Annotated in this window: 3 protein-coding genes; 1 reads left to right on the plus strand and 2 read right to left on the minus strand. The window is 38.3% G+C overall.

The features are described from left to right. The first annotated feature begins 142 nt into the window (after window positions 1-142). On the plus strand, window positions 143-601 hold the full coding sequence (locus ACP7AE_RS14115; RefSeq protein WP_426138829.1) for a DIP1984 family protein: 459 nt from the start codon (window positions 143-145) through the stop codon (window positions 599-601). A 525-nt stretch (window positions 602-1,126) separates the two neighbouring features. Here ACP7AE_RS14115 and ACP7AE_RS14120 read toward each other — a convergent pair. Both ACP7AE_RS14120 and ACP7AE_RS14125 read right to left on the minus strand, forming a co-directional pair. After that, window positions 1,127-1,402 carry a CsbD family protein gene (locus ACP7AE_RS14120; protein WP_426138830.1) on the minus strand — a complete coding sequence of 92 codons (276 nt, stop codon included), beginning with the start codon at window positions 1,400-1,402 and terminating at the stop codon, window positions 1,127-1,129. A 355-nt stretch (window positions 1,403-1,757) separates the two neighbouring features. Then, window positions 1,758-2,348 carry a recombinase family protein gene (locus ACP7AE_RS14125; protein ID WP_426138831.1) on the minus strand — a complete coding sequence of 197 codons (591 nt, stop codon included), beginning with the start codon at window positions 2,346-2,348 and terminating at the stop codon, window positions 1,758-1,760. Between the last annotated feature and the right edge of the window lie 321 nt (window positions 2,349-2,669).

The following is a 2,669-nucleotide window of genomic DNA, read 5'->3' on the forward strand; positions in this document are numbered from 1 at the left end:
TCTTGCCAAACGGCGTCAAATAGCTGACTAATATCTCGATATTATCTGCGCTATTTTCCTTGTTTGACTGCAATTTATCTCATTTTTATCGCCATTTTTAAAATGAGGACACGCCCTAATAAGGTGTTAAAAGGAGCTAAAAATGAAACTCGCAGAAGCCCTACTTATTCGTAGCGATATGCAAAAAAAACTTGCTCAAATTAAAGGACGTATTCGTAGTAATGCTAAAGTTCAAGAAGGTGATACGCCAAATGAAGATCCAAATCAGCTAATGATTGAGGCTAGTCAAGTCATTACTGAGTTATCTGCTTTGATTGAGCGTATTCACCGTACCAATGCAGTTGCTAAGACGGATAAAGATCAATCAATGCTGACGCTATTGGTTGAACGCGAGGCGTTGGAGATGCGCCACAAACTATTAATTGAAGCAATTGAAGCGACCGACACTGAGGCAGATCGTTATAGTCATCGTGAAATTAAATGGAATATTATGGTCTCAGTAGCTGGCCTACAAAAGCAAGCCGATGACCTGGCGATGAAACTACGCAAAATTAATATTGTCATTCAAGCCAATAACTGGCAAATTAACCTTGTTGAATAAGATTTGTAGACCACTAAATTTATAATTCTCTATTCGTTCAGTCATAAATGAATAGAACCCCCTATTGGAACCGATTGGGCGAGTGTCAGACCCCTTACCTACACAACAGGGGGTTGAAAACATACTGTAGTGTCTGTCATGCGTTGCGGGTAGACGCTTTTTTTACTACTTATGCCCCGAACACATCACAGTTCACAAGGTACTACTTAGACCTTACTACCAGATACTGACAGTCGGTTTCAATTTTACGTTTAATGCCTCTTGATACGCCAATTATCAAGAGCGTCATCTACGAGTACTACGGAACCTGTCCCACATTCTGTGTAACAGTTTATTACCCCACATCAATACTTATCAAAAAGATACATCAATTATAAACGTTACAATATTTTGGCGAACCTAATCGAAAGAAGGATTGAACCGCCCCAGAATTGTCGGAGACCTAACTAGACTGACTAAAAAAGCCCGTGACCATAGTCACGGGCTTTTTATATTTTCAGGGTATGATTATTGAAAATACAATAATCAATATTTATTTTGGTTACGCCACTCATCTACATCCCGTTCAGCATCTTCTTTTGAATGACCATAACGCTCTTGGATACGTCCAACCAGCTTGTCACGATCACCTTCGATATGGGTGAGATCATCATCTGTTAAATCTGCCCACTTTTGTTTTACTGAACCTTTGAGTTGGTTCCATTCGCCTTTTAGTGTCTGGTTATTCATATCATTATCCGTTTTTTGATTGTTTTTGTACTGTTCATCCATACTTTGTTCGTTCACATTTTGATTGTCCATTATGGTTTTCCTTTTCCATTTATGAGTTTGTGAGTCAATGTATTTATACCAAGACCATGCTCATTCATCTTTTATTTTTTTTATTGATGAATGGGCTATCAGCAGTTATTAAGCTTCAAGCTGATATATCTAATATAGAGAGACACAATTGGGCTGTCTGTACAACGAATGTTTAAAGTGTTGCTGAGCTATTGTTAAGTCCACTGATTTGTTATGACGGTATAAGTTATGATTTAAATTAGCCTGTTAATCATAAGAAAAGTCTTTAATTAAAAAAGACTATAAAACATGCTGAGTGACATTAATTTGAATTATAACTACAGATTTTAGTCCAATAATTAAGATACCACAGCTATCAGCCCTGCCTTAATACCCGATAAACCGTAGCTACCCCAACACCAACCGCCTTAGCGATCTCCTCTTTTGTCATATTGTTTTGACTGGCCAACTCTCTAATACGATTGTGTTTCGTTGTATTAGGCTTCTTACCAGTGGGCTTATAGCCACTGTTAGCCAATCCCTGCTTGATACGCTCTCTACGCTTGTCGTTATCAAGCTTTGCCATCGTTGCTAACAAATCGATAAGCATATGGTTAATCACTGTTAGGATCTCACCTGTCATGCCATTACTCACTGTATGCGTGGTTGGTAGATCAGCCACCACCAACCGTAACCCCCTATCTTTGATACGCTGCTTTAAAATCGCAAAGTCATCTTGAGATAGCCTGCTTAATCTATCCACGCTTTCAACCAGCAGAATATCGCCTTCTTCAGCATCATTGAGTAACAGAGTGAGTGCTGGTCTATCAAGCTTAGTACCACTGAAATGCTCTACGTACTCAACATGGTTATCATCATAGCTTTGGCTAAAGCTAATCAAGTCAGACAAGGCTCTCTTAGCGTCTTGATCCTTAGTACTGGCTCTCACATAAATACGAACAGTCATAACGCCACCCCTATCAATTGGACTTAATAGTTAATGTTCATTGATAATAGTAAGATATTACTATCATTTAATAATATAAACAAGTCTAATGATAGATAAGTTATTGTTTAGAGGTTTTATGTTTTGGGTATAGTGCAGTGATAGGGTGCTTAGAGTAGGGACGCTGCTTTATAAATAGTTAGATGGCTATTATCAAAACGTGTTGACTAATGAAGGTTGAGTAACGGGGGCAGTATTTGATCAGTTACAGAACTCGTATCAAATTGAACACTCTTACCCTCAAGTGTCTTTATGTTTATGGCAGACTTGTTATAAGATCCA

Source organism: Psychrobacter sp. TWP2-1-2 (assembly GCF_049896785.1).
Taxonomy (GTDB): Bacteria; Pseudomonadota; Gammaproteobacteria; order Pseudomonadales; family Moraxellaceae; genus Psychrobacter.

Coding starts and splice junctions, on each gene's coding strand:
- ACP7AE_RS14115 (WP_426138829.1), top strand. CDS start 143: ATGAAACTCGCAGAAGCCCTACTTATTCGTAGCGATATGCAAAAAAAA.
- ACP7AE_RS14120 (WP_426138830.1), bottom strand. CDS start 1,402: ATGGACAATCAAAATGTGAACGAACAAAGTATGGATGAACAGTACAAA.
- ACP7AE_RS14125 (WP_426138831.1), bottom strand. CDS start 2,348: ATGACTGTTCGTATTTATGTGAGAGCCAGTACTAAGGATCAAGACGCT.